General features: G+C 66.9%; 19 protein-coding genes, 1 tRNA gene, 2 pseudogenes and 1 riboswitch. Of the genes and pseudogenes, 8 read left to right on the top strand and 14 right to left on the bottom strand.

Annotated features, from left to right (window positions below; all coding sequences use genetic code 11):
- Positions 1-969 precede the first annotated feature (969 nt).
- A complete protein-coding gene (locus tag CV1CTNOD_RS23345) occupies positions 970-2355 on the top strand; it encodes a pyridoxal phosphate-dependent decarboxylase family protein (protein WP_131788090.1) in 1386 nt (461 codons plus the stop codon).
- A gap of 348 nt (positions 2356-2703) precedes the next feature.
- Positions 2704-2886, top strand: a complete 183-nt coding sequence (locus CV1CTNOD_RS23340) for a hypothetical protein (RefSeq protein ID WP_131788089.1) — start codon at positions 2704-2706, stop codon at positions 2884-2886.
- A 47-nt stretch (positions 2887-2933) separates the two neighbouring features.
- Here the strand turns inward: CV1CTNOD_RS23340 and CV1CTNOD_RS23335 are convergent, their stop codons facing one another.
- The 6 genes and pseudogenes from CV1CTNOD_RS23335 to CV1CTNOD_RS23315 form a co-directional block, all read right to left on the bottom strand.
- A complete protein-coding gene (locus CV1CTNOD_RS23335; RefSeq protein ID WP_131788088.1) occupies positions 2934-3245 on the bottom strand; it encodes an HNH endonuclease signature motif containing protein in 312 nt (103 codons plus the stop codon).
- 462 nt (positions 3246-3707) lie between these two features.
- Positions 3708-4064 (bottom strand): pentapeptide repeat-containing protein, encoded by a 357-nt coding sequence (locus CV1CTNOD_RS27155; RefSeq protein WP_242606961.1) that lies wholly within the window; start codon positions 4062-4064, stop codon positions 3708-3710.
- A 60-nt stretch (positions 4065-4124) separates the two neighbouring features.
- Positions 4125-4292: pseudogene (locus CV1CTNOD_RS28480) on the bottom strand (pentapeptide repeat-containing protein); the annotation flags it as partial.
- Positions 4293-4735: 443 nt separating this feature from the next.
- A tRNA-Ser gene (locus CV1CTNOD_RS23325) sits at positions 4736-4825 on the bottom strand.
- Between the two features lie 136 nt (positions 4826-4961).
- The gene (tadA, locus tag CV1CTNOD_RS23320) at positions 4962-5408 is read right to left on the bottom strand and encodes a tRNA adenosine(34) deaminase TadA (RefSeq protein ID WP_131788126.1); all 447 of its coding nucleotides are present in this window, start codon (positions 5406-5408) and stop codon (positions 4962-4964) included.
- A gap of 46 nt (positions 5409-5454) precedes the next feature.
- A complete protein-coding gene (locus CV1CTNOD_RS23315; protein ID WP_131788086.1) occupies positions 5455-5940 on the bottom strand; it encodes a tRNA adenosine deaminase-associated protein in 486 nt (161 codons plus the stop codon).
- A gap of 467 nt (positions 5941-6407) precedes the next feature.
- On the opposite strand from CV1CTNOD_RS23315, the gene CV1CTNOD_RS23310 reads away from it, so the two are divergent.
- Both CV1CTNOD_RS23310 and CV1CTNOD_RS23305 read left to right on the top strand, forming a co-directional pair.
- Complete coding sequence (locus tag CV1CTNOD_RS23310; protein ID WP_131788085.1) at positions 6408-7673, top strand: Mur ligase family protein; 1266 nt, start codon at positions 6408-6410, stop codon at positions 7671-7673.
- Between the two features lie 31 nt (positions 7674-7704).
- Positions 7705-8460 (top strand): type 1 glutamine amidotransferase, encoded by a 756-nt coding sequence (locus CV1CTNOD_RS23305; RefSeq protein WP_131788084.1) that lies wholly within the window; start codon positions 7705-7707, stop codon positions 8458-8460.
- 48 nt (positions 8461-8508) lie between these two features.
- Here CV1CTNOD_RS23305 and CV1CTNOD_RS25140 read toward each other — a convergent pair whose 3' ends face one another.
- Complete coding sequence (locus tag CV1CTNOD_RS25140; RefSeq protein WP_165485690.1) at positions 8509-9033, bottom strand: MarR family winged helix-turn-helix transcriptional regulator; 525 nt, start codon at positions 9031-9033, stop codon at positions 8509-8511.
- Positions 9034-9244: 211 nt separating this feature from the next.
- Between CV1CTNOD_RS25140 and CV1CTNOD_RS23295 the strand changes: the two genes are divergently transcribed.
- Positions 9245-9943 (top strand): PHB depolymerase family esterase, encoded by a 699-nt coding sequence (locus tag CV1CTNOD_RS23295; protein ID WP_242606960.1) that lies wholly within the window; start codon positions 9245-9247, stop codon positions 9941-9943.
- Between the two features lie 402 nt (positions 9944-10345).
- Here the strand turns inward: CV1CTNOD_RS23295 and CV1CTNOD_RS23290 are convergent, their stop codons facing one another.
- Complete coding sequence (locus CV1CTNOD_RS23290) at positions 10346-11347, bottom strand: C40 family peptidase (protein WP_131788081.1); 1002 nt, start codon at positions 11345-11347, stop codon at positions 10346-10348.
- A 188-nt stretch (positions 11348-11535) separates the two neighbouring features.
- Positions 11536-11740, bottom strand: a riboswitch (cyclic di-AMP (ydaO/yuaA leader).
- Positions 11741-12198: 458 nt separating this feature from the next.
- On the opposite strand from CV1CTNOD_RS23290, the gene CV1CTNOD_RS23285 reads away from it, so the two are divergent.
- On the top strand, positions 12199-13485 hold the full coding sequence (locus CV1CTNOD_RS23285) for a 4-hydroxybenzoate 3-monooxygenase (RefSeq protein ID WP_131788080.1): 1287 nt from the start codon (positions 12199-12201) through the stop codon (positions 13483-13485).
- 124 nt (positions 13486-13609) lie between these two features.
- The gene (locus CV1CTNOD_RS28025; protein WP_165485688.1) at positions 13610-13954 is read left to right on the top strand and encodes a hypothetical protein; all 345 of its coding nucleotides are present in this window, start codon (positions 13610-13612) and stop codon (positions 13952-13954) included.
- Positions 13955-14514: 560 nt separating this feature from the next.
- Here the strand turns inward: CV1CTNOD_RS28025 and corA are convergent.
- Entirely contained in the window at positions 14515-15699 is a 1185-nt protein-coding gene (gene corA / locus CV1CTNOD_RS23275; protein WP_207386627.1) for a magnesium/cobalt transporter CorA, read from the bottom strand.
- Between the two features lie 508 nt (positions 15700-16207).
- Between corA and CV1CTNOD_RS23270 the strand changes: the two genes are divergently transcribed.
- Positions 16208-16993 (top strand): hemerythrin domain-containing protein, encoded by a 786-nt coding sequence (locus tag CV1CTNOD_RS23270; RefSeq protein ID WP_131788078.1) that lies wholly within the window; start codon positions 16208-16210, stop codon positions 16991-16993.
- A gap of 186 nt (positions 16994-17179) precedes the next feature.
- Here the strand turns inward: CV1CTNOD_RS23270 and CV1CTNOD_RS23265 are convergent, their stop codons facing one another.
- From CV1CTNOD_RS23265 to CV1CTNOD_RS25975, 5 genes and pseudogenes are all read right to left on the bottom strand, one after another.
- The gene (locus tag CV1CTNOD_RS23265) at positions 17180-18184 is read right to left on the bottom strand and encodes a beta-ketoacyl-ACP synthase III (protein WP_131788077.1); all 1005 of its coding nucleotides are present in this window, start codon (positions 18182-18184) and stop codon (positions 17180-17182) included.
- A 439-nt stretch (positions 18185-18623) separates the two neighbouring features.
- The gene (locus CV1CTNOD_RS23260) at positions 18624-19862 is read right to left on the bottom strand and encodes a DNA polymerase III subunit delta' (RefSeq protein ID WP_131788124.1); all 1239 of its coding nucleotides are present in this window, start codon (positions 19860-19862) and stop codon (positions 18624-18626) included.
- Positions 19863-20025: 163 nt separating this feature from the next.
- Positions 20026-22830, bottom strand: a complete 2805-nt coding sequence (tmk, locus tag CV1CTNOD_RS23255) for a dTMP kinase (RefSeq protein ID WP_431607177.1) — start codon at positions 22828-22830, stop codon at positions 20026-20028.
- On the bottom strand, positions 22830-25850 hold the full coding sequence (topA, locus tag CV1CTNOD_RS23250) for a type I DNA topoisomerase (RefSeq protein WP_131788076.1): 3021 nt from the start codon (positions 25848-25850) through the stop codon (positions 22830-22832). The genes tmk and topA overlap by 1 nt, the downstream gene beginning before the upstream one ends.
- Before the next feature lie 438 nt (positions 25851-26288).
- A pseudogene (locus CV1CTNOD_RS25975) lies at positions 26289-26568 on the bottom strand (hypothetical protein); the annotation flags it as partial.

The following is a 26568-nucleotide window of genomic DNA, read 5'->3' as shown; positions in this document are numbered from 1 at the left end:
AATTGCTCCGTATGATGGATGACATCCGAAGCCACCTACCGTCGGAGCGGCTCGGGTCATGGCATGCTCAGGCTCGGCCGACAGCCGATCTTCTGCTCGGCTGGCTGCCCAGGGTGGTTCCGCCTGTGTTCCGCATGGGGCTGACGCACCATGGGCGGCCGTTGGTGTGGGAATGTTCTGTATCGCCCCTCGTTCGCATCGTGGAGGTACGCAATGAAGCGTTTCGCGTTGATCGCCCTGCTGGCCGCAATTGCCGGTGGCGGTTTCCTCATTCGCAAGCGGGGCAAGCAGGACGCCTGAGCGCCGACTCGGCTGCTGCCACGAGAGCGACCGTTCGTGGCAGCAGGTGGGTGTGAAGAGGCGGCCGTGCGCGGCTGGCGTCCGCCGTGATTGGCTGCCCCGGGCTCCGCGATGACGTTGATGACGTCCGGCGGTCCCGGGATGCCGCGCAGGGGTCTCGGGCCGGTTGATCGACCACTGCGCTGATCGTCGCCGAGGGCGGGTCGACGCGGGTCTCGGTGATGTTGTTCCGGAGTCGTGACGTCGACCCGGCCGCTGGCTGCCGGCAAATACCACGTTCTTGATGTCGTGGTTCTGTCCGCATGCGGCCGCCCGGTCTTCCCAGGATCCGGGCTTGCGATCTTCGCGTGTTGTCATATGATCTTCATATGCTGCTGGTTGTGACTGTTTCGTCGCCCTGTGGTCCCGTACCGGGCCCGGTCCTGAATGTGTTCTCCCCGCCCTGCCTGTCGCCCGGGCCCCGTCCGCCTGGTCCGAGTACGCCGGGCGGGGGTCCGGACACGTCTGAACATGTTGGTGCGGCCAGTGCCGATCGTTTTACCGTGCACAACTGTGCGACCTGCGCCGGTCAGCATTGTTTTCGACATGTTTCCATTTGCGCACCCGGTTGCTCCGGCTGTGCACACCGTCGCCGTGCTGTGATGTCCGTAAACTCGGACGGGCCCGGGTATGCTCGTGTTCGTGCACCGCTATGATGTCGACAGCGAAATTCTGACCCAGGCCGTCGTCAACTATGCGCGGGAGCGACTACGCCTCAATCCCGTTCCATTGGACGGGACCCGCTCGCGCGCGGAGCTGACCGCCGCGGTGGGGGAGACGATAACCCCGAGCGGCATCGGTGGTATCGAGGCGCTCAGGATTTTCGATGAGCTCCTCTCCCGGGCGTGCATTTCGGTCGACCATCCACGCAACCTCTCATTCATCCCGGCGGCGCCCACCAAGGCGGCGGTACTGTTCGATCTCGTCGTCGGGGCCTCCTCCGTATATGCGGGCAGCTGGCTCGAAGGGGCGGGTGCCGTTCATGCGGAAAACCAGGCGCTGCGCTGGTTGTCCGATCTCGCCGGTTTTCCGCCCGAGGCGGGCGGGGTCTTCGTCCAGGGTGGAACGCTCGGGAACCTTTCCGCACTCGTCGCGGCCAGATACCGGATGCAAACGCGCCGGAGCGCGGCACAGCGCAGCAGCAAACCCACTGTGTGGCGTATCGCCTGCGGTGTCGAAGCGCATTCCTCGGTTGAGACCGCAGCCCGGGTCATGGGTGCGGAACTCCTGGTGGTCCCGGCGGACGCCGACGGTCGCCTCACCGGCCCCGCGCTGGCCCATGCCCTGGATACCGCGGACGCCGACATCCGTGACAGCGTGTTCGCTGTCGTGGCGACGGCCGGTACCACCCAGTTCGGCATTATCGACGACATCCGCGGAATCGTCGACGCAGCCCATGAGCGGGGCATCTGGGCGCATGTCGACGGAGCATACGGACTTGCCGCGCTGGCCGCGGAATCGGTCCGTCATCTCTTTGTCGGCGTGGCTGATGCAGATTCTTTCATCGTCGATCCGCACAAATGGTTGTTTGCGCCGTTCGACGCCTGCGCACTGATTTACCGGGAACCGGCGCTGGCACGTGCGGCACATGCCCAGAAAGCGGGTTACCTCGAGGTTCTCGAAGCCGCTGACGACTGGAATCCCGCGGACTACTCGATCGGCCTTTCACGGCGGGCGCGGGGCCTGCCCTTCTGGTTCTCACTCGCTGCACACGGTACTCGAGCCTACGGTGCCGCCGTGGAGAAGTCGCTGGCCACCGCACGGGCGGCCGCCGATCAGATCAGAGCCCTGCCCCACGTGGAACTCGTGCGTGAACCGCAGCTTTCCGTGGTGGTTCTGCGCCGACTGAACTGGGCGCCGAAAAATTATTACGAATGGACGGAGAAACTGTTGCAGACGGGTTTTGCCTTTGTTACCCCGACCGTCCATGAGGGGGAGACGGTGACGCGTTTCGCGATCGTCAACCCGTGCACCGAACCGGCCGACATCGCCACCATCCTGGGCAGCATGGCCTGACGGAACACGGCCTGACCGGCTTCCGTCAGCTCACCGCGTCCGCCTGCTGGAACACCACCCGACGACGGCAGGTCCCCCGGGAAAGCGAACAAGAGCACAACCGAGACCAGAACGGAACAGAAGCCGGCACCGGACGGATCACACCGGCCTGGACGGCCTCTGTCCGCCCCGCCCGGTTCCGCCCGCGTCTGGATCGTGGGCGCTGGCCCCCTCCCGAACCGTCCGCTCCCGGCTCCGGTGCGTCCAGTTCTGGTGCGTCCGACCCTGGTGCGGGGTCGGGTGCGGTCCTCGACGCTTTCGCAGAACGGCCCGGGAACCTGGTCTGCGGCAGCAGGGCATCGCACCAGCGTGGGTCGTCCCGGCCGGCCAGGGCCCGCCGGCCGGGACCTGGCGTCGGACATCACCGCCGCCGTGACGGATGCCGACGCGGACACGCACGCCGGTGTGGGCATGGACGCAGGGGCTGGCATGTCCGCTGGCGGGGATGCGGGAGGGGTGGGGTCGTCCCAGGGTTCGGGCACGCTGCGGTAGGTCGGGCCGGTCCACATCACCGTCCCGCCGGTGGCCCGTCGGACTGTCTAGCCGCCGTCGTGTTTGGCCCGGTGGTGGCGCCGGCACAGGGCGAGGAGGTTACCCGCTGTGGTCGGCCCGCCGTCGGTGTAGGGCCGCACATGGTTGAGGTCGCAGAACCGGGCGGGTTTCCGGCAGCCGGGGAACCGGCAGGTCCGGTCCCGGGTGTGGAGGAGCCGGGACAGTCCCGGGGCGGGGAACCGGCGGTGGCTGACCGCGACCGGCTGGCCGTCCACCGGGTCGGTGAGGATCCGCCGCCAGGTCGCCTCCGCGGCCAGCTCCCGCGCCGTGGCGGCGGGGATCGGCCCGTAGCCGGCCACCTCCCCCGGGGGCGTTGGTCACCCCGGCCAGGGTGGTGGCCGGGACGAGCACCCAGACCTCCACAGCCACCTCGGCGCCGCGGTCGCGGCCGAGGAGGATATCGACGAGGGTGTCGGCGTGCCGCGCGTCCATGCCGCGGGGATCGTCCGGGGTGCCGTCGGCGGGCGGACTCCGGCGGCCGGGTCGGCGACGACCACCTCGGGATCGAACATGTGTACGAGTTTAGTCGCTTATCCGGATATTTCCACCACTCAACGGTGGGCTATTCTCCCGACCCTCCGCACATACGTGCTCCAGATCGCACACAGGCAGTATCTGTGAAGTTATTCAAGGGAATCCAGGCTACTGGACCGCGACACGCGTTTTGACCTGCGACATGCGGTGAAGCTACGGAGTCGACGGGAAGACCCGCGGCGAGGGAGACAACCGTAAGGCGTTGCTGTAGCGGGCGTCCTGACTCGTCAACTATCAATGATGTTGATGTCCAAAGCTCTGGCGAGCGAGTAGGCAAGAGCGACCAGATCACGGCTCGCGACCGCCGCGCCGCGCATACTGTCGACGCCGCGAATACCAACCAAGGCGGAGTCGATTATCCGCGTGCCCTCCATGTTCGCTCCGGAAAAAGTAACGCCGGTGAGGTCACAATCCTCGAAAATCACGCCGCTGATGTCGGCATTTTGAAAGTCCGCCTGCTTGAGATTGCATCCACTGAATATGGTTCGGGTCATCTTGGTTCCGCGGAAGTTCGCCAGGTCGAGACGACAGTCGTCGACGGTGACGTCTCGCAGTCGGCCTCCGACCCAGCCGAGACCGGTCATGCGACTCGTACGGATCCCGACACAAAGAAATGACGACTTGCTCGTCCGCGCGTTCGAGAGATCTGACCGGTCTATCACGACGTTCGAGAACAAGGTGCTGGTGAGGTGAGCGCCGCTGAGGTCGACCGCGTTCAGGCGGCATCCGTCCAGCTCGACAGACGTCAGCCGCGATCCTGACAGGTCGCATCCGGTGAAATCGGCACCGAGATAGACACCTTCGTCCTTCATAACCGTCGCGGGTATGAGCGAGGCGGACAGTCTGGGAACGGTGGGCCGGGCCGGCGAGGCTGATCTGTCTACCATGAGCGCCAATTCTAACGCACGCGAATTATCCTACCGTGACATCCTTGATAGGCATCGCTCGTGTCGCCCGGGTTGTTTTGTCTACTCTCCGCTGCCGGCCAGGAGGTCGTCGAGAGCGCGCACCGATGCCGTGGGCGCCAGAGGCGGGAACGACAGACGTACCTGCCGAACCCGGCTCTCGACGCGCCGCGAGCCCGTCCGGGCCGCGACAAGATACCTGTCGTGAAGGGCCGCACAGCTATCCGGCTCCGGTGCGTAGGCGCGGGAGCCTTCGGGGGTGGTCCCGTGGGGGTCCGTGGGGGCTCGGCCCCCGCGGTTGGCATGAAACCATCCGACCCCGGTGCGTCAGCACAGGGATCCCCTGAAGATGGCGGTGGAGGTGGGATTTGAACCCACGGAGGGGTTGCCCCCTCACACGCTTTCGAGGCGTGCGCCCTCGGCCACTAGGCGACTCCACCGTTTGTCAGCTTACTGGATGCCGCGGCCGGGCCGAACGGCGCGTACCCGCCCGGGGCCTGGGCCTCCGGCAGCGCGAAAAACCATGATCGTGCCGTCTTTGGTCATCCAGGTCGGTCCGCACCATCTGAATCATGATCAGGATGGCCGCCGGCTCCGGCGGGCGGCGAAGAAGTCTGCCAGCAGGCTCGCGCATTCCTGTTCCCGCACGCCTGTGATCACCCTGACTCGGTGGTTGAGCCGTGGATCGCGGACGGTGTCCCACAGCGATCCGGCGGCTCCGGCCTTGGGGTCGTACGCTCCGTAGACGAGCCGGTCCACCCGGGCCAGGACCAGCGCGCCTGCGCACATCGTGCACGGCTCCAGGGTGACGATCAGGGTTGCCCCGGACAGTAGCCATGAGCCGTTGTGCGCCGCGGCGGCGCGCAACGCCACCATCTCGGCATGGGCGGTCGGGTCCTGTTCGGCCTCACGGGCGTTGCGGCCCCGACCGATGATCGTGCCGTCCGCGTCGGCGACAACGGCGCCAACCGGAACGTCCCTGGTTGCCAGGGCCCTTTCGGCCTCCGCCAAGGCGGCGCCCATCAGCTCGGCGAGCTCGGGTGTGTCAGGACGGGGGACGCTCCCCACGTCAGCTCCCGATCTCGTCCAGGATATCGGCGCAGCCGGCACGTTCGCTGATCGCCGACACCACGTCCGCCGGCAGGAGACCCTCCTCCGTGATCAGTTCGACCAGCGCGTCGGCGTCCGTGCCGAGGTCGGCAAGCAGATCGATGTCCCCGATGGGCCTCCCGCCTGCCAGCGCATCGTCGGACTCGTCGTCGACGTCCCTCCCGCCTGCCGGCGGCAGCGCGCCGGCGAAGAGGCGGTCGGCAAGGGTCGAGGTGAACAGCACCCGGTGGTCGGACAGGAACACCCGAGAGTCACCGGTGTCGCCTTCCATCCGGACGATGCCCAGGTACTCGTCGTCCTCCTCGATGAAGACGACAACGAGTTCGGGGGAGATGTCATGCATCAGATCCGCGAGTGCATCGATGTCGTCGATGCCGTCGAGGTCGATCTCATGTGCGCTCCAGCGTCCGCGGATGCGGCCGATGGCGCTGGCTTTCTGGGTCACCGAGTTCTCCCACGGTCTTGTATCGCGTCCATACCCAATTCCGAGCGCCCGCCCGGTGGGTCGGCGGCCCGGAGCCACCGGCCGGGCCGCACCTTTACCCAGGCCGTTGTAACGGAGCACCGGTAGCAGTCTCCACAGATTCGCCACTCGGTCCACGACGGCCGTCCGCTCACGTCACCCTGCCGCCCCTCGCCCGAGCAGCGGCGCGACCGGCGACCGGCCTGCGGTGCGCCCTCGTCGCATACACCGGACACCCGTTCGGCGCACGTCATATCACACCCGTACCCCACCGGTTCGCTACTGCCCCAAGGGATGTCGTGTGCTCTGGGGGAGGATGCAGTGCTCTCCAGGAGCGGTCCCCACCGGGTCGCCGCGGCCGGGTAGGTGTTTGGTATCGACATGTGACGGGGTACGCCGGGCGGGGTATCGGTGAGTGGCACGGCGGCCCATGGCACGCTGGTGAGGCGATGACCACACCTTTCCCGCGCCGGTTCTCCGCCCGCACCCGTGCCGCCCTTGCTGTGGAGAAGCTCGCGTCCTCGGCATCCCGCCGGCTGGGACGCGGATCCGGTGAGATGATCGGCGGCAAGCTTGCCCTGCGGGTTTCCCCGCAGATCCTGTCCGAGGTCGCGACCGGGAGGATGGCAGCCTGCGTCAGCGGAACCAACGGCAAGACCACGACCACTCGGCTACTGGCCCGTGCTCTGGGCACGCTCGGCCCGGTCAGGAGCAACAGCGGCGGCGCCAACATGGCGGCGGGCGTCCTGGCTGCCCTGTCCAGACCGCCCTATGACGCGGCTGCCGCACTCGAGGTGGACGAGATCTGGTTGCCCAGGGTCGCCCGGGAGGTCCAGCCCCGCGCGGTCCTGCTCCTCAACATCAGTCGTGATCAGCTCGACCGGTCGAACGAGACCCGGCGGATTGCGAGCCTGTGGCGCAGCCTCGGCGCCGAACTTCCCGGCGCTACGGTGGTCGCCAACGTCGACGACCCGTTGGTCGTCTGGGCTGCCTCCGGCTGGTCGAGCCAGACCTGGGTGTCGGCAGGTCAGAACTGGACCGCGGACGCGATGGTGTGCCCCCAGTGCGCCCGCCTGCTTCATCGCAATGCCACGGGTTGGTGGTGCGGCTGCGGCTTGGCCCGGCCTGAGCCCATCGTTGCCGTCACCGGGCCGAGCGAGCTGCTCTGGTTCGGTCGCCAGCTCACGGCGTCGATCGATCTGCCCGGCCGGGTGAACCTCGGCAACGCGGCCATGGCCGCCGCCGCCGCGAAGCTCTTCGGGGTCGAGGTTGAGCACGCGCTGGCCGCGATGACCGGCCTCGGGGACGTCCAAGGTCGCTACCAGGAGGTCGAACTCGGCGAGAACGGCATACGCGGGCGGCTGCTGCTGGCCAAGAACCCGGCCGGCTGGGTGGAGATGATGGAACTGCTCAACACCGCACCCGCCCGACCGGTGATCATTGACTTCAACTCGCAGACCGCCGACGGCCGTGACCCGTCCTGGATCTGGGATGTCCCGTTCGAACGGCTCGCGGGCCGACAGGTGCTGGTCACCGGTGGGCGCAAGGAGGACGTGAGTGTCCGGCTGGCGTACGCGGAGGTCCCGCACACAGTGCACCCCGATGCCGAGAGTGCCGCGGCGACAGTGAACGAGAAGATCGTCGACGTAGTCGCGAACTACACCGCCTTCCGCGACATCCTGGGGCGGGTCGCTCCGGTGAGGACGAACACATGACCGCCAACGGTGACATGATCGGTACTGCGGCATGAGTCTGGAGTCGGCGACCCGGATCGCCCTGATCTACCCGGAGCTGCTCGGGACGTACGGCGACGGCGGCAACGCGACCGTGCTGGCGCAGCGACTGCGTTGGCGTGGCCTTCCGGTCGAGGTGGTCGGCGTCCCGGCCGGCGAACCGGTACCCGGTGGCTGTGATATCTATCTTCTCGGCGGTGGTGAGGACGAACCGCAGGTACTGGCCGCCGAGGGGCTGCGCAGGAACAGCGCGATCGCACAGGCGGTGGCCCAGGGTGCGGTCGTTCTTGCCGTGTGTGCCGGATATCAGGTGATCGGCACGTCCTTCCCGGCCGGCGAGGGCCAGGTCCATGACGGGTTGGGCCTGGTGGACGTGGAGACGCGACGCTCGTTCGACCCCCCGGACCATCCGGTGCCACCGCGTGCGGTCGGTGACATCGTCGTCGAGCCGGCCCCCGAGCTCGCGCTGCCGTTGCTGCTCGGCTACGAGAATCACGGGGGACGCACCCGGCGCCTGCCCGGTGGGCACGGGCGGCCCCTCGGGCTCGTGCGTAAGGGGATCGGCAACGGCACCCCGGAGCACACCGACGGAATCGTGGACGGGCGCGTGATCGGTACCTATCTGCACGGCCCGGTCCTCGCGCAGAACCCCGCCCTGGCCGATCTGCTGTTGTCCTGGGTGCATGGCCGACTGCCGGAACTGGCCGGTCCGACGGAGACGGAGGTACTACGCCAGGCGCGTCTGCACGCCCTGGATGTCCATGCCTGACCCGGTCTCCCGGGCGCGTGGGAGAAGCATGCCTGCCCGGTGTCGGTGTCAGTCCGTTCCGGCTTTCGGGGGGGCGTCGGGCGCGGGACACGGCTCATACTGCGGTGGAAAGCGGGCGCGGTCGTGTTCGGCAATCGCCGCGTTCAGACGGCCCAACAGGGCGCCGAAGACGTTGCGTTCCTCCTGCGCCCAGGTCTGCACCAGGCTGTTGATCGTCTTCACTCGCGCGGAGCGGGTGGCGAGGTAGCGTTGCTGGCCGTGTGTGCTCAGCTTCACCAGTGTTGCCCGCCGATCGCTGGGATCGGTGGTGCGCTCCACCAGTCCGGCCGTGGCAAGTGCTGCGACCTGGCGGCTCACCGTGGAGATGTCCAGGGCGAACACCGCGCCGAGGGTTGTCAGCCGCACGGCGCCGTGCTCGTGAATGTGGCTGAGTAGCAGGTAGGCGGAGCGGTCCAGGACCGTTCCGGACTCGTCGGCGATGGCCATCTGAAAGCGTTCGGCGCGCCGGCTGAGCACCGACAGTTCATGTTCGATCTTGATTAGCCGATCGTCGAGTTCCTGACCGTTATCCACTTCGGCTTCACCCCTGTCCTGGCAGCCGTATGTCCCGCAATCGGATGTTGTTGAGATTCTGGTGGATACACCACGTTGACGAACGAGCCGCATCGTGGGTGCCGAGGCGATCACGCCTGTCTGGTTACTCGTGGTTAGAGCACTGCTCCACAAGCTGCCCGGGTGTGAGCCAGCACACTCCAGGTAGGTCCCGACTTGTGTGCGCCGCGAGGTGAATCTGCCGAATCGACAGCTCCTGGTGTGGTTCGGTTGTCTCGTGGTATCGAATCCGCTGAAAGCCGGGAAACAGCTATGGGCCAAGAACCGCAAGCGGGTACTGATCATTGGTGCCGTGCTCGTGGTCGCCTGGATCTACGTGTCCCGCTCGGGCAGCCCGGACACCGAGCGAGCAAAAATACCGGCAGGGTACGCCTCCGCCGAGCGTGAGCTTGCCGTTCACGCCGACTCCAGCCCCAGCAAGCCACTGCCGCTGGTCCTCGTCCTGCATGACGACAGCAGTGACGCGAGCGCGATCGAAAAGGCCAGCAGAGCCTCGGTGCTCGCCGACCGGCGGGAGTTCGCCGTGGTCTATCCGGAGGCCGTGGACAGTGAATGGAGGTTGGACGACCCACAGGGTGCGGACGTGCAGTACCTGCGTGATGTTGTTCGCTACGTCTCGCAGGAGCGGTCGAAGATCGACCCGTCCCGGATCTACATCTGGGGTGCTGGTGAGGGTGGGCACGCGGCCCTCCTGGCTGCCTGTGCAGCGCTCGGCAGCGGCCAGAAGTTCGCCGCCGTCGGGGTGGTGGGGCCGGTCGGGCAGGCACAGAGCTGCTCACCGGAGGTTCATGTCCGGCATGTCGAAGAGACGACATGGAACGAAAGCACCACTCGTGATCTGTGGGACTTCTCCAGGGGCTTCAAGCTTTAGTCAAGCCGAATGTCCGGTCGTCTGTTGTTACTGAAGAGAAGTTCCCCGGTGGGCCTGAGTCTCCGGCGGCACACCCGGCCGGCGGGAGGATGTCGACTCCCGCCGGCCGGCCGCACTGTGGGGGGGGGTGCAGTACGACCGGCCAGCGGAAGCCTGTTGTTCCGCCGGACTTTCCGAGCTGGGGGGTTGGCTCGGTCCGGCCAGCGGAAGTCATTATCGTGGTGGTGCGGGCTGCCATCAGGTTGACGTTGACTCCGTCAACGTCAACCTGATGGCAGGGTTCGTGCGCAACCGGAGGGGGAGGCTGCGCAGGAACCCGTTTGTGGATCGTTCATGAGGCCGTAACCGCTACGCCTGGCGGCGTGCTGATGGCCGGATGTCGACGCGGGCTGGTCGGATCAGCTAGACGACCCGGCCAACGGAATACGACGTGGTGTAGATAGCTCTCAGTGAGACGACGTCGCCGGACTTCGGCGCCACCCACATCTTACCATTACCGGCATAAATACCGACATGGTAGATATTATCCGGTGAACCATAGAAAATCAGGTCACCGATCTGCTTGTTGAACTGTGATACCCGGGTGGTCGCCTCGTACTGCGCCTCGGCCGTGCGGGGGAGGTTGCGTCCCAGCTGCTTGAAGATGTACTGGACCAGGCCTGAGCAGTCGAAGGAGTAGGGGCCTTCCGCACCGTAGACGTAGGGCTTGCCGGCCTGCTGCGCCGCGAGATACACAGCCCGTTCACCAAGCGAGCTGGCCGCTCCGATCGCGCTCGAGATAGCAGCGTCCGGCGACAGATTGGTGCCGAAGATCTGAGAACCGCTACGGGTGATCCCCTGGGAAACCCGCGCCGGAGGTGCGGGTACGAAATTGGGGACCACGGTCAGCGTACCGACATTGGTCGACCGTGTTGACCGCAGGGCGTCGGTTCCGTCGAAGATAGCGGTGATCTGCGTGGTGGTGAGAACCTTGGCTGTATAGCTCGTGAAGCCCTGGTCGTTGGTGTAGAGGTGTTTGAAGGTCGCCCATCCGTCCGGCAGCTTCACCTGGACCTTGACGAGTTGATTGACCAGTGGCGCGTGGGTGGTCTCGTCCTCGAGTGAGAATCCCATCTCCACCGGCTGATCGGCTTTAATCGAAACGTCCGGATTCGTGACTTTGAGTACGACCCCCGTCTTGGGGTGCAGGTCGGTCTGGTTGAGTACCTGGCTGGCGATCGACCATGGGCTGGTCGCGGACGTCGGGTTGATGACGGAGGTGCGCAGGTTGGCAAGAGACGCCTGACTTCCGAACTGAGCTCCGAGCGTTATCGGAGAGGTGACGGAAGCCTCGTCGGGACCCGAGTCGGTCGGGGCACATCCGGCCAGGGCAACTCCGGACACCGCAACCGTGCCGGTGGTCATCACGGCGACCGCGGCCCGGGCTCGCGAGCGACCTGCTCCGGACTGTGATACTGGTGCGCGGTGCCGGCCACGTGTCGGGCGCTCAACGTGCCGGTCGACCTGGTGCCGGCGGGATGACGGCGAAGCCGTCTGCGACGAACGTGACCATGGTTCTGGATCAGGCTGCACATCATGCGCAGACAAGGCTGTGATCCTTCCCGTTCGCCTGCGAGGTGAGCTGTCGGGTTCGGGCTGGGCTGCCCGGTGGGCCACGCGACCATCGCGCTGCGCACTTCACCCCGAGGACGACACCGTGGCTCGGCGCCGTCCGGTGGAGGATTGGGTCCCCCGCTCCTGCCCTGGTGACGACTCGGAGGGAACACCGGGACCGTGGGCAGGATTCGGCATTTCGGTCCGGTGTGTCGTGACGTCGGCGCGAGACTAGTTCATAAGGATGGCGCTAGTAAACACTAGTCCCTCACAACTACGGCGAGTAGCCGTATGAAGTGCCATACCCGGCTCTTCCTCGTCCTCCTTCACCGACTGGCTCGCCGCCGTGCATGACCTGCTGGTTTGTGACCTATGGTCCCTCGGCTGACGCTCCGCGTTCCGTGACTTGCAGGATGCGGAGGATGACATTACGCCATAGCGGCGGCAGTTGGTCGACGGGGGGTCTTTGAGTACTGATAGTAGATGTCTCACTACCTTGAGTAGCAAACGTTGGTGTGAACTGAAGGGATTTTCATCCCGTTCATCACGGTTGTCCGGTTGAGTTGTGCCAGATTGTCGGCCTCCTGACGGGTTGAGGGGTCCGGCGTCGTACTCTGACAGCGCCTCGTCTGTTCACTCACGTGACCAAGGTGGTGCGGCTAATGATCAAAAACCGTTCGGCGCTCTCTGGGGAGACAGTCGCTACGACGCAGTCCGCACCGGACGGGCGTACCGCGCTTCGACCGGATGCACCTGCCCGGCGGTCACGTCCACAACGCGCGGACGTCGTCGTGATCGGTGCGGGTGTCGCGGGTCTCGTAGCCGCGGTCATACTGGCTCGTCGCGGTGTCGACACGCTTGTGCTTGAGTGCGCCAGCCGGGCGAGGGTGGAAAGTCGCCCACGTGCCGGGTTACTCGGACCAGGAGCGGTGGACGTCCTGGAGCGCAATGGGCTTGCCGACGGCCTGAGGGCTGAGGGTGCCCCGCACCACAACTGTGAGTTTAGGCATCGTCGCCAAGCGTTCATTGTCGAGTATGCTCGACACGCGGGCGGACGCCATCACGTTGTCTACCCGCAGCAAAAGCTTGTCGCCGGCCTGGTCGCAGCTTACCTTGCCTCAGGTGGCGTCATCGAGTTCGATGCCACTGACGTGACATTGGACGCGCTCACCTCCGATCACCCTACCGTGTCCTTCGTCGCAGCCGACGGGCAGCGGCGGACCGTGGAAAGCCGTTTCATCGCGGGTTGCGACGGTCATCATGGTGTTTCCCGCCGGTCGATTCCCGAGGGCGCGTTGCGCAACACCCGACAGCATGGCAGCCCATGGGCATGGCTTGCGGTCCTTGCTGCAGTCGCTCCGTCCACCGATAAGATCATTTATGGGATCAGTCCGCGGGGGTTCGCCGGCCACATGCTGCGCGACCACCGGACGAGTCGCTTCTATCTACAGGTCGAGGCCGCAACCGACGCCGCGGACTGGCCATCCGAGCGGATCTGGGAGGAGCTGCACACCCGCCTCGCCGTGGACGCCGACTGGAAACTGGCGGAAGGGCCGTTGCTCGAACCGCCGAACGTCATCACGATGGACTCGCTCTTCTACGAACCGATGCGGTTCGGACGTCTCCTACTCGCCGGGGACGCCTCGCGGCGAGTGCCGCCGGCGGCGGCCAAAGGCGCAGGGCTTGCCATCGCCGATGGTGAGACGCTCGCGCTGGCGGTAGCGGCAGCCCTTCACAACTCGGACGAACGACCGTTAGACGCCTACTCCGAGGCGTGCCAGGCTCGGGCCTGGCTGGCGCAGGAAGCGTCGACCAAACTGCTGCAGATGGTGAACGTCGAGCTCTCCGACTCGTTCGCCCGGCGCTTGCAGGACGTTCGCCTGGACCGTCTCCGAACGTCACCGGTCGCTGCCGCCGAATTCGCGGAACAATACCTATCCCCCGTCTAGACCTATCCCTCGTCTGGCGCCTTCGGCGCGAGACGGGGACTCCTATCTCTATGGTGGGCCGCCGTTGTTACGGATGGCGCGTGTGGGATGGCCGGCGGGAGAGTAGGCCGGCGGTCTGCAGGACGTGGAGTTCGATCGCGAGTTCGTGGACCTCTGGCGGCAGAGAGCGATGGCTGACGGCCAGGGCGTCTACAGCGGTCTGCGCGCGCTCCGCGAGATTGTCCAAGGCGCGCTGGTGTGTGCGCATCTGGGCGCGTTCGTCCTGAATCGCACGAAGAGTGTCTTCCTGCCACTGCCGGGCGCGCATCAGGTGCTCGCCCGCGTCCGCGGCCTGGCGTTCGGCGTCTTCCAGGCGTCCAAGAAGTTGATCGAGTTGTTCCAGTCTTATTGCCAGTTCTGCAACAAGATCATTGCGGACCGTATCCATCGGTTGTGTCATCGGACCGCGTCGCCTTCGTCCTGGATATGAAGGACGACGGCGATGCGACCGCCGGCGTCGAAGGTATGGCCGTGAGTGGAGGGCCGTTGCCGCCTGCCGCCGAGCGATGGTCGGGAGGGCCGCGCAAGGACGGGTCTCCCGTGAAAGCCCGACACAGTTCATCACGGTAGCCGACACCGTGGTCCTCGTGAATCCCGCTGCCGGATGCTATGTCGTGGAACAACCGGTAAGAATGCGATCAAATCGTACAGTTGGTTGTGTGGATAGCCGTGCTGGATGCGGCGACAGGCCCGATCGGTCGTATTCGCTCCCCTCCCTTCCGTGTCGCTGGGCAGGTGCTCGCGGCTCGGGCGGGGCTGGGCGGGTCGGCGTCCGTGGCCCCGGAAGGACCACGTCCGTGAGCTGCGTCCATATGATCTCTGACAAGACCCGAAGAATCATCCCGTGAAGCGATGTCAGGGGATGTGATCAGGGCAGATCTGCGGGATCGGCTTCCGGACCTCCCGAACCCGGCAGAAACGCCAGCCCGGGTACTGATCAGCGTGATGAAGATCTGCTGAAGATCCGCCGGACGATCCTGTCCTCGATCGCTAAAGCCACCCGTTTCGCTTGAACGCCCGGTACAGAAAGACACAGACGGTCACCATCAGGCAGAGGACCGCCGGATATCCCCAGACCTGGCGCAGTTCGGGCATATGGTCGAAGTTCATACCGTAGATACCGGCTATCGCGGTGGGAACCGCAGCGATGGCGACCCATGCGCTGATACGACGCATGTCCTCGTTTTGCGCGATGGTGACCTGGGTCAGGGTCGCCTGCAGTATCGAGGAGAGCAGCTCGTCGAACCGGGCTATTCGCGCGGTGACTTCTTCGAGGTGGTCGGCGACATCCCGGAAGTACGCCCGGACGCGGGTGTCGATCCCGGTGACGCCGGACTCGGCCAACATGCGCAGCGGAGCGTAGAGGGGCGCCACAGCATGCTTGAATTCGAGTACCTCCCGTTTGAGCTGGTAAACCTTACCGGCATCGGGTCGAAGCGACCGCTGAAAGACCGAGGCTTCGATGGCGTCGATGTCGACCTCTATTTTTTCGGTGACGGCCAGATAGTCGTCGACGATCTGGTCGCAGATGGCGTGGAGGACAGCCGACGGTCCGCGCCTGAGTACCTCCGGCGTTGCCTCCATCCGGCTGCGAAGGTTCTGAAGTCCGCCGTGTTCTCCGTGCCGAACGGTGACGACGAAGTCGTGGCCGAGAAAAACCATGACCTCTCCGGTGTGCACGATCTCCGATGTCGCGGTTAGCTCCTCGTGATCTACATAGCAGACAGTCTTGAGGACGACGAAAAGCGTCTCCGCGTACTGCTCCACCTTCGGGCGCTGGTGGGCGTTGACGGCATCCTCGACCGCGAGTGGATGCAGCCCGTACACGTCGGCGATGTTGGCGAACTCGGCTGCGGTCGGCTGGTAGAGACCGAGCCAGGTGAAACTGTTGCGTTGCTCGCGGGCCACGCGCAGGGCGTCAGCATGGTGGATGGCGCCTGGATCACGGTGGCCGTCCCGGTAGACGTGGCAGGCGACCACCCGCCCCGGTGGTACCGAAGGGACCTCCGGACGGGAACGGCGCCTTTTCGGGTGCCTCCGAACGAGTGAAACCCGCCTGGTCACAGCTTCTGTCAGCCGGGCGGTCGCGTTCCCGCGGTCGGAAGGACTCCGGGAGAAAGGGTGATGTTCGTCGTGGCGATCGTCGGAATCATCGCCGAATTTCCTGTCGGTCACATTCAACTCCTCCTGTTCTCCTGTTCCGGTCGTGCCTGTGCTTAGACGTCGCTGCGGCTCTTGCGAGTCCGGGTGTCGATGATGGCTCGGTGAGGAGTATTCGTTACCAAACGTGTCTATCCGGCTTCTTTCTGCTAGACGTCGCGCTGCCGAGGCAACTGGACCCCAGGACGCCTGTGGACGGCACCGGGGAGTGTCCCGCGTCCGCCCGGATCATTGTCGCAAGTCCGTGCTCCTGCCCTCGCCGTGCCCGACGCCGATGTACCCGGCCGGGAGCGGATCACCGTTGGGAGGACGGCTTGACCGGCGAGCATGATGCGCCGATTCTATTGTTTTCGGCTCATGGGCCGGATGGCGCGAGGCCGGCGGGCGGTTCGGTCGGCTAGGGGTCAAAGGTGGCGCGATCATGTTTTCGCGCCTGGGGTTCCTGTCGGATCGGCGAAGCCGATCTGGGAGGTCCGGAAGCCGATCCAGGAGGCCCAGGTCTCCGGGTTGTTAGGGGGCGGCGATGATGACCGCAGCAGGTTCGGGAGGGGCCCGACCGGAGGAAGAAGCCGGGTTCGGCGAGCGGGCTCAGCCAGCGGCATCCCCGCTCAGCCTGATCAGAGCGTCCCACGACCACATAAATGATCTTGTTAGCCTTACGTTCTTCGCCCCGGCGGCCCCAGGGGATCCCAGGCGCCCACTGCGGGCGGTCGACATGGCGGTCGCGGCGATCAGTATTCACATGTATGCCGTGCAGACCGCCGTCTACCCGATGGCACGCCGCCGCCTTCCGGACCGCCGGGCGTGTGTCACCGAGCTTTATGTGGTGGCACGGGAAATCGAGTCGGTGACGCGCGGCATTTCTCAGCATATTCAGGGTGACGTGCATCGGCCGAACGAGTCGATGCAGACATTGCACAACCGCCTCGCCGAACTCGAGGAACAGCACGTGGCCATCGAGGACCCTATGGTCGCCGAGCTGGACGAGACGTTGTCCGGTCCGGAGCTGCGCCGGGTGATGACCTTGCTCGAACGGTCGGTACAGCGGGCACCCACTCGCTCGCATCCGCATCTTCCCCGGACGGCTGTCCTCAGCGGTCTGGTGCTGCGGGTCGCAGGAAGCTGGGATCACGTTCTGGACGCCATGGATGCGCGCGTCGCCGCGGATACTCCGGCGCGGGCGCCGATACCTGCGGGGCTGTGGGGCTGGTACCTGCTTGGTCGGCCCATCCCGTCGCCACAATCCGAGCAGGCGACGGGCAGCGGGCAGGACGGCCAGCGGAATGCGGCCACGCGGCATGATCGGTGATCGGCTGGCGCACCGGAAAGGCGGGTTCGGGCACCGCCGTGTGACGGCCGGTGTGGACGACAGTTGCCGCTGACTCCCGGCTAGCCGAAGGACACGCGATCATAGGTTTGTCGCATGTCCTTTTTGGAGTCCGTTTCAGATCCTGCCTTCGATCGGCGAGCGGGGCGGAAGATTCGGAAAAGATTCTCAGGGAAGCCGGACGACTTGGGCGGCGTAGACCAGGCCTGCGCCGAAACCTACGAGCAGGGCGAGCCCGCCGGACGGCACCTGCCCGCTGGCGAGAATCTCGTCCATCGCGAGCGGAATGGATGCCCCGGAGGTGTTCCCGTGTATCGCGACGTCCCGGGCGACGGTTACCGTGTTCGGCAGGGCGAGCACCCTGCACATTATGTTGATGATACGGATGTTGGCCTGATGCGGAATGAACGCGGCGAGATCGTCCGCCGTGACGCCGGCCTCATCGAGTGCCGCCCGCGCAACGGGCGCCATCTGCCAGGATGCCCAGCGAAAGACCTGCTGGCCCGCCATTCGCATCGTCGGCCAGGGCAGATCGGTGTTGTCGCGCCAGTCCAGATAGGAATGGTCGTGCGCGATGACATCTCGAGCCGAGGGATCCGAACCCCATACGACCGGCCCGATACCCGCTGTCTCGGACGGCCCGACGACAATCGCTCCGGCACCGTCCCCGAACAGGAAAGCGGTGCTTCGGTCGTGCGGATCGATGATGTCCGACATGCGCTCGGCTCCTATTACCAGGATATACCGGGCGCTTCCGGCGAGCACCATGTCACTGGCGACCGCGAGAGCATGGCAGAAACCAGCGCAGGCGGCCGAGATGTCGAATGCCGCGGCCTTCTCCGCACCGAGTCTGGCGGCTACGTCCGTGGCCACCGACGGCGACTGGGTGACATGGGACATTGTCGCCACCAGGATGCATCCGACGTCGGCGATCCCGACACCGGCACTGGCCAGAGCCTTACCGCCGGCTGTCGCGGCCATCGCCCCAAGGGATTCTTCGGCGATCGCGAACCGGCGGCTGCGAATACCGGACCGGGATTCGATCCACCCGGGTGTGGAGTCCAGCTGGTTGCAGATGTCGGCGTTCGATACCACTGTCATCGGGCGATAGGCGCCGACGCCGAGAATGCGGCTCCCGGCCGGTCCGGTTCGTTGCCGAATGATTCCGCTCATCGCCGCTCTTCCCGTTCCCTGCGAGGGGAGGTAATTCTTCGAACGATCGCCGTTCTCGGTAAGGAGATTTTCATGGAGTTTCCCCCCGGGGAGCTGCCGGGCCGGGTAATCCTGACGGTCCGACAATGTCGTCGCGGATGGGCCGGTCATCCGACACGGCAATAATGATCGTTTGCTGATGAACATATGACAACGTTGATGAACGTGTGTCAACTATTTGTCGAACTCCGTTATCCGATCTCTTTGTTGTTACTCTCTGCTTCAGGGTATGTACGGTATCGTTTCGGACATCGTATCGTACCGACCTGTCGGCGTGGATCGGATTCGGCTGAAAGATGCAGTAATATATCGGATAGTTCGTGGGATGAGGGGAGAATCACAGGGCTGATCACAGCGGCCACGCCAGCTTGGCCGGCCGGAGATCACATGATCGCTGTTCTCAGCCGGCGCGCAGGGCGAGGGTGAGAGCTTCGACCGTCAGCAGCGGAACAAGCCCGGGGTTGTCGGCCAGCCGGCGGCGGTATCCCAGGACGGCTTCGAGCCGGCGCAGCGTCTGTTCGGGTGTGGATCCTCGGGCCAGCCGTACGGCCAACTCGTGGTGATCGGGGTGAATGGCGTCCACCGGCGCACCCAGTTGCAGGACGAGTACGTCCCGATACCAGCCGGCGAGGTCAACGAGCGCTCGGTCGAGGGAGTCCAGCACTGTGCGCCGACCACGGCTTTTCTGATTCTTCTCCAGTTCCTTGAGCGCGCCGGTGGCCCCCCGGACCGTCATCGCCCGACCCTTCACGCCCGCCTTGGCAGCCCTGGAACGTTTCGCGGTGCTGCCGGAGGATGTCGCGCCGACACCGAGCGCGGTCTTCAGGGCCTCGGTCTCGGCTTCGTCACGTATGGTGTTCGCCGCATCGGCATCCGCGTTCGCCGCGTTCATCAGGTCCGCCGCTGCGCCGAGGCAGTCACCGGTCCGCCGCAGGCGAGTGGGGATACGCAGCACCTCGGCCCGCCGGGCCCGGGTCGCCTCGTCGGTGGCAAGCGCGCGAGCACGCTCAAGGTCCCCCTGGCTCGCCGCGGCGGCGAGCCGTGCGACCGCTTCCTCGACACCTTCGCGGGCCAGCACGGCGGCGACGTCCGCCGGCAGGGGCAGGCGCAGCGCAACGACCCGGCAGCGGGACCGGACGGTGGGCAGGACGTCGTCCACCGAAGGCGCGCACAGTAGGAACACCGACCGCTGCGCGGGCTCCTCCAAGGCTTTGAGCAGGGCGTTCGCTGCCTGATCGGTGAGCCGGTCGGCGTCCTCCACCAGCAGGACCCGCCAGCGGCCCGACGTCGGCGCGCTGGCCGCGTCCCGTACCAGCTCCCGGACGTCCTTCACACCGAGTGACAGACCTTCCGGCCGGACTGTGCGCAGGTCGGCGGCGGTGTCGGTCAGCACCGTGTGGCAGCCGGTGCACCTACCGCATCCAGGAGGGATGTTCTCGCAGTTCAACGCGGCCGCGAACGCCCGCGCCGCCGTCGAACGGCCAGCACCCATAGGGCCGGTGAACAACCATGAGTGGGTCATGCCGGTACGGGCCGCCGCGGGCCCGCCGGCGCCGCTCACCCCGGCTGCTGCCGCGGCAGCAGCGGAGAGGGTTTCGACGACCCGCGCCTGGCCGACCAGGACGTCCCACACGCTCACCGTGTCATTGTCCGCTTCGAGCACCTCGCCACCAACGATGGGTGGACATGCGAGAAGCACGCCGGGAGTTGCGTGCGACAATCCCCGGCATTCCGCCGCTCACGACCGTGGAGCAGGGTCCACCAGGGCGCCCCCCGGCTACCGGATGAACGTCAGTGAGCCGCTACTGGATGCAGGGAGCCTCCTGCCGAGCCCCCTGAACCGTCGTGGGATTGTCCGCCGGACCGGTGGCGTCGGGCGCGTCGCCCGTCTCCGTCCCCTCGGAGGGGTCAGCCGGATCAGCCAGATCGGTGGGGACAGCCGGACCCGTGGGGGCAGCGGGGCCAGTCGGACCAGCCGGGTCGGCAGGGCCGGTGGCCTGCGACGTCTCAGCCGGACTCGGGGCCGCCGGCGGGTGCGTGGGATGCTCGGGCGCCGCATGATGCGGAGGCAGCCCGGGATGCGCGGGCACCGCGGGTTCGGTGTCCAAGGCGGGTGGGTCGTCGGGTGCGGGCCTGGCATGCGGGTGGGGGGCGACCGGGTCGTACTCCTGCCCCTGACGCAGGTGCTCGGTGACGACATTGCGGATCTCGCTGTGCACGGTCTCCGGCGGGCAGTTCGCGTCGAGGACGACGTACCGCTCCGGTGCGCGTTCGGCGAGTTGGCGGAAGCTGTCGCGGACGCGTTCGTGGAACGACAGTTGTTCGGCCTCGATCCGGTCGATAGCGGGTGTTTCGATACCGGTTGTGTCGATATCGGGGGCGGGGCCGTTCCCGCCGCCGGCCTTCCGCGTGCCGCTCGCATTGCGATCGGGAGTGCCGCCACAACCGGGAGCACCTCCATGTTCGTGACCTGTGACACGATCACGAACGGAGCTGTTCATGCCTGCTCGGGCCCGTACCCGGCCGAGTCCGATCTCCGCGGGGATGTCGAGCAGGATCGTGACGTCCGGGACCAGGGAGCGGGTCGCCCACCGCGACAGCATGGCGACGTCGTCCGCACCGAGCTGGCGTCCGGCGCCCTGGTAGGCAATGGAGGAGTCGACGAAGCGATCGCTGACGACGACCGCGCCGCGGGCCAGAGCAGGTTCGATCACCCGGGAGACGTGCTCGGCGCGGTCCGCGGCGTACAGCAGTGCCTCGGTGCGAGGGTGCAGCCGCACCGCGGGGTCCAGCAGCAGCTCCCGCAGTTTCGTGCCCAGGGCGGTCCCGCCCGGTTCGCGGGTCACGACGACCTCGCGTCCGGACGACGCCAACCACGATCGCAGTCGTTCGGCCTGGGTGGACTTGCCGGAGCCCTCACCACCCTCGAGGACGATGAACAGCCCGGCATGACGAGGACGGCCGGGTACGGCGCGCCGACCCAGCAAGGCGTTCCACAGTTCCGGCAGGACCGCGACCCCGCTGCGTTCGTCCATCTGCCGGTAGGAGAACAGGCCGACAGCCACCGCGAGCAGGCCGCCGCCGAGCAGGACGATCGTGACGCCGTCGGTGCGCACGTGCAGGTTGCCCCACAGATCGACGTGGTGCGAGCCGATGAGTCCGACCAGCGCGGGCGCCGCGGCCAGCACCAGGAGCAGATCGATGCGGACCAGGGACTGGACGAGCGCGAAGGTCCGTCCGCGCAGTTCGTCGCTCACCCCTGCCTGCAGCAGCGTGTAACCGGTGACCCACGCGATCCCGGCGAACGCGCCCACGAAGACGACGAGGATGCATGCGAGCACGAGGTTGGGTACGACGGCGACCAGCAGCATGGTCACGCCGGCAGCGGTGACGCTCAGGCCGAACAGGCGGGAGCGGCTGTAGTCGCCGAGCAGCCGCGGCCCGAGTGCCATGCCGGCGGCGAGCCCGACGAACACCGCACCGAACAGGACGCCGTAGGCGGAGTCACCGCCGCCGAGAAGCTGGACGTAGAGCCGCCCGAGCGCCACCACACACCCCGCGCCGGCGAAACCGCCGAGAATCCCGACGATCAGACCGCGGACCAGCCGGTCGTGGCCGACGAACCGCAGACCTTCCGTGATCGACGACCAGAAGCTCGGGTTCACCTCGGCGTCGTGGTGGTCGGCCCGGCCGATCCCACGCAGCCGGAAGATCACTACCGCCGACACCAGAAACGTCGCGGCGTTGAAGTAGAGCGCGAGATCGAGGGGGGAGGTCTTGAAGAACGACACGCTGGAGGCGAGCGTGCGTGACAGGGCGGCCAGCAACGAGAAGATCGCCGCAGCCAGCGGTGCCGAACCGTATGTGGTGATCAGACTCAGGGTGTTCGCCGTCGCGAGCCGTTGCACGGGCACGAGGTTCGGCACGCTGGCGTCCTTGGCCGGGTTCCAGAACAGGCTGACGCACTCGATCAGCAGGGATGCGACGAGCAGCCACACCAGCGTCCCGACCAGTGGAATGGAGACGAACAGCCCGAACCGTAGGACGTCCGCGACGACCATCGTCAGCCTGCGGTCGAGCCGGTCGGCCACGACACCGGCGAGCGGTCCGAAGATCAGCGCTGGTAGCAGTCGGACGATCAGGACGGAGCCGATCGCGTACGCCTTCTCCGAAAAGCCCGCCTGCAGGGAGCTTGCCAGCGCGGTCGTGGCGAGCAGGCCCATCCAGTCGCCTAGGCTGGACAGCGTCAGCGCCAGCCACAGCCGCCGGAACTGCGGTATCCGCAGGACCGCGCGGATGTCCCCCTCGGTGTTGCGGTGGGGATCAGCGGACCCGGCCGGCGGTGACGGGACCGTCACGACAGGCGGTCTTCCAGGGGACCGGTTCGACCATGACCACCCGTCGGCCGTGGTGGGAGCCGGGGGACCGGTCGTGGCGGCGGTGGCGCCCGCGGGATCCCCCGTACCTGGGGCCGGTGGGTGGGCCCCAGACAGCGGGTGGCTGTCAGCCGGCGGGTGGCCACCGTTGGACGTCCCGCCGCCGCCCGACGGCGCCGTCGAGGTCGGTGACCGCGGCGGGTCGTAGGCGCCATCCACCGGAGGGCCCATCAGTCCGTCCGTCGTGGGCGGGGCGATGAGGCGCCCTGCGTACCGCCGTCCGTCCCCGTCGTGGTGGCCGGCTGCGCAGACGTCTTCTTGGCAGTTGTCTTCTTGGCCGTGGACTGCCTGGTGGTCTTCTTGGTCGCCGACTGCTTGGCCGGCTGCGCCGTCCGCCGTCTGGGTGCCGCCGGGCCACGGGCGCGTTTCTCCGCGAGCATCTCGGCTGCTCGTTCCACGGTGATGGACGCGATGTCGTCGCCCTTGCGCAGGCTCGCGTTGGTCGTACCGTCGGTGATGTAGGGACCGAAGCGGCCCTCCCGCAGCACCATGGCGGCGCCCGTGGCGGGATCAGGACCGAGCTCACGCAGCGGCGGGGTCTCGGCGGCCCGTCGGCGCCCCCGCGTCTTGGGCTGTGCGATCAGCGCCAGTGCCTCGTCCAGCGTCACCGTGAACAGTTGCTCCTCCGACTCCAGCGAGCGGCTCTCCGACCCCTTTTTGACATAGGGCCCGTAGCGGCCGTTCTGGGCCGTCACCTCCTCCCTATCTTCGGCGACTCCCAGCGATCGGGGAAGGGTGAGCAGTTTCAGGGCATCGGCGAGCGTGAGGGTTTCCGGGGTCATCGTGCCCAGCAGGCTCGCCCGGCGTGGCGGATCGTCGTCGGTCGACACGTACGGGCCGAAACGTCCCACCTTGAGTGTGATCGTCGCGCCGCTTTCCGGGTCGGTGCCCAGCGACCGTTCCTCGCTGGGTGCGCCGAGCAGCGCCATCGCCTTGTCCACGGTGAGCTCGTCGGGAGGCAGGTCCTCCGGGACGCTCGCCCGCTCGTCACCGTGCTGGATGTACGGGCCGTACTTCCCCACCCGGATCACCACGGGTTGGTCGTCCTGGGCCACCCCCAGGGGGATCGAGTTGACCTCGCGGGCGTCGATCTCGCCGAGCCGCTCGTTGACCAGATGCTTGAGCCCACCGGCACGCGCGACCCCGCCCTCCTGGCCGGCGTTCGAACCGAAGTAGAACCGGGTGAGCCAGTCGATCGACGCCGCCGTGCCCGCGGCGATGTCGTCCAGGTCGTCCTCCATCGACGCGGTGAACCGGTAGTCGACGAGACGTCCGAAATGTTCCTCGAGCAGGCCGATCACGGCGAACGCGACAAAGCTCGGGATCAGCGCGCTGCCTTTCTTCCACACGTAGCCGCGGGCCTGGATCGTCCAGATGATCGACGCGTACGTGGATGGGCGCCCGATACCGAGCTCCTCAAGCGTCTTGACCAGGCTCGCCTCGGTGAAGCGCGGCGGCGGGTTGGTCGTGTGCCCGCGCGGGTTGAGCTCCCGGGTCGTCAGGGCGTCGCCCTGGCGGACATCCGGCAGCCGCCGCTCCCGGTCGTCCAGCTCGGCGTCGGGATCGTCCGCGCCCTCGACGTAGGCGCGCAGGAACCCGGGGAAGGTGATGACCTTCCCGGACGCCGAGAACTCGGCGTCCTCCCCTGCGCTGGAGACACCGCCGATCCGGATGGTCGCGGACGTGCCGAGGGCGTCGGCCATCTGGCTGGCGACGGTCCGCCGCCAGATCAGTTCGTACAGGCGGTAGCCGTCGACGTCGTCAGCCAGCGCGTCGCGTACCTCTCCCGGCGTCCGGAACTGCTCCCCGGCCGGGCGGATCGCCTCGTGCGCCTCCTGGGCGTTCTTGACCTTCTTCGTGTAAGTGCGGGGACGTTCGGGGACGTACTGGGCCCCGTAGAGGGCACGGGCCTGCTCACGAGCGGCGGCGAGCGCGGTCTCGGACAGGTTCGTCGAGTCCGTCCGCATATAGGTGATGTAGCCGTTCTCGTACAGCTTCTGCGCCACCTGCATCGTCCGCTGGCTGGAGAAGTGCAGCTTGCGGCTGGCCTCCTGCTGCAGGGTGGAGGTCATGAACGGTGCGTAGGGGGAGCGGCGGTACGGTTTGGTCTCCACCGAACGCACCGCGAACGCGGTGTCGGCGAGCCGGTCGGCCAGGGTGCGCGCGGCGTCCGCGTCGAGCCGGACGACCTCGGCGGAGGTGAGCTGCCCCGAGGAGTCGAAGTCGCGTCCGGTGGCCAGCCGCCGGCCGTCGAGCGCGACCAGGTTCGCCGGCAGCGGCGTGGCGTCGGCCGTGGGGTCACCGTCGGTGGCGCCTCCGCGCTCGGCGTCCCGGCCGGTCAGCACGCCGAATACACCTTCGATGTTCCAGTACTCGGCCGGGGAGAAACGCATCCGGGCGCGTTCGCGCTCCACCAGGATACGGGTCGCCACGCTCTGCACCCGGCCCGCCGACAGCTTCGGCATGACCTTCTTCCACAGCACGGGGCTGACCTCGTAGCCGTAGAGCCGGTCGAGGATGCGCCGGGTCTCCTGCGCGTCGACAAGGTTCTCGTCGATATCGCGGGTGTTGTCCACCGCCCGCCGGATCGCCTGCGCAGTGATCTCGTGGAAGACCATCCGCTTCACCGGCACCGTCGGCTTCAGCGTCTGCAGCAGATGCCAGGCGATAGCCTCGCCCTCCCGGTCCTCGTCTGTCGCCAGGTAGAGCTCGCTAGCGTCCTTCACCAGCGCCTTGAGCTTGCTGACCTGGGACTTCTTGTCGGGAGTGACCACGTAGAGCGGCTCGAAGCCGTTGTCGACGTCCACCCCGAGGCGAGCCCACGGTTTGCCCTTGTGGGCGTCGGGAACGTCGGCGGCGCTCTGCGGCAGGTCCCGGATGTGTCCGATGCTGGACTCGACCCGCCAGCCGGAACCGAGATAGCCGGCGATGGTCTTTGCCTTGGCAGGGGACTCGACGATCACGAGCCGGATACCGGTGGCGCCCGCGGTCGGCGATGATGTGCCGGCCCGGCTACCACGGGTGGTGGTCCGCGTGGTGCGTCCACGGGACACGGCACCGTTGCCGGACGCGGCGGCGTCCGTATCGGGCTCGGCTGCGACGTCACCGGCCGTGGGTTCGACGACCGGCGTCGATGGCCTGGCGCTCGACCGGCGCGTCCCGCTGTTTGTCGACTTCGTGCGCGGGGGCACTTCTCTCCTCGTTGCAGGGGGCAGTTCGGTTTCGGCGTTGCGACCTGTATGGGTTGCAGCCTGTATCGGTTGCAGCCTGTATGCGTTGTGGCATGCATGGCGTATGGACAGTGCGGACGGGCCGGCCGCCGGTTCGAGAACCTGCCCGGGACCCGTTGCGGCGCGTCTCGGGCGGGCGGTCCTCCTGCCGACAGTAGGTCGGCGCACACCGGTGTGTCAGCTGCCGCCCGGCGTCCGCGTCGCGGGCACCGGAGCAGACCGTACGCCTCGTCGTGCCCACGGGTCCGCCTGCGTCGACCGGCCAGGGTCTGTGTAAACCGGACGTATACCATATCGGATGCATCTGTCACTGATGCCGTGTCACCAGCACCAGCGTCGCCGATGACGCGTTACCGGCCTCGTGTCACTGACCTCGTGTCCGGCAGGGCATGGAGCCGCTCATGCCCGTCCAGATTTCGGCGGACCGTGGTGCTCACCCTCCTCCCGGTGTGTCAGCTCCCGGTGTGTCAGGCGGGCTGGCGCCCACGTCATTCGTTTCTGGACTCCCTCCGGCACGCAGGGAGGTGAGCCACCCGTGATGGCGTCGGCCACCGCTGTGCCCACCGCTGTGCCCACCGCTGTGCCCACCGCTGTGCCCACCGCTGTGCCCACCGCTGTGCCCACCGCTGACGCCCGCAGCTTACGGTGATGGTCGGCGCCCGCAGCGGGCGTCAGCACG

Source organism: Protofrankia symbiont of Coriaria ruscifolia (genome assembly GCF_900634745.1).
Classification (GTDB): Bacteria; Actinomycetota; Actinomycetes; order Frankiales; family Frankiaceae; genus Protofrankia; species Protofrankia californiensis.
Note: the sequence above shows the minus strand (reverse complement) of the source record. Positions and strands in the feature narration are given on the sequence as shown.